Raw genomic sequence first — 638 nt, 5'->3', positions numbered from 1 at the left:
CATTCGAAGTTTGGGCGTAATGCGATGGTGAACATGGGCAGTATCAGCATGGTGGATGCAGTATATACCGACACGCTACCGCCTGCTGGCGTGATGCAGGTCATTGCTGACCATCATATCCAGTTAGAGTTGTGCTAAGCGGGTTCCAGGCCTGATACGCATAGCGCATCAGGCGTTAACTAAACGCCATACCCCATCATCTNGCTGTACCGCGTCCTGGCGGTGAGCCACGCCGAGTTTTTGGTACAAATTGCGGATGTGCGTTTTGATGGTCGTCGCGGCAACGGCCAGCTCACCGGCGATTTGCTCGTTGCTGTAGCCGGAATAAATCAGTCCTAACACCTGCCATTCGCGCTGGGTCAGCGGACTGGTGCGGATAAGCTCCGGGACTTCGGGATGGGTCAGCAGACGCTCCACGAACCCTTCATCAAAGTGGGCGAATTTGTGGCGGTGATGCTGGTTAATCTCGCGCAAAATACGCTGCGCACGATGCTGTTCAAGTTCCGGTAATGTGTTGAGCTGAATCAGCTGGCGTAACTGCTGCGCCATGGCCTCGCCTTCGATCACAAAGTGGCTGATGAACCCGGTGCGGTTCGCCAGTTGCAGGGCGTCGAGCAACACCCGCTGTGCGTCATTTT

At 55.6% G+C, this 638-nt stretch carries 1 protein-coding gene and 1 pseudogene; one reads left to right on the top strand and one right to left on the bottom strand.

The window, feature by feature from the left end; genetic code table 11:
- Positions 1–138, top strand: a pseudogene (locus tag FDX22_RS20195) (DeoR/GlpR family transcriptional regulator); the annotation flags it as partial.
- Between the two features lie 30 nt (positions 139–168).
- On the opposite strand, the gene FDX22_RS20190 reads toward FDX22_RS20195, so the two are convergent.
- The coding region (locus tag FDX22_RS20190) for a LuxR C-terminal-related transcriptional regulator (RefSeq protein WP_222592538.1) at positions 169–638 on the bottom strand (470 nt) is incomplete at its 5' end.

This window comes from Citrobacter sp. TBCS-14 (assembly GCF_005280805.1).
GTDB classification, from domain to species: domain Bacteria; phylum Pseudomonadota; class Gammaproteobacteria; order Enterobacterales; family Enterobacteriaceae; genus Citrobacter; species Citrobacter gillenii.
This window is presented reverse-complemented; position numbering and strand designations above follow the sequence as displayed.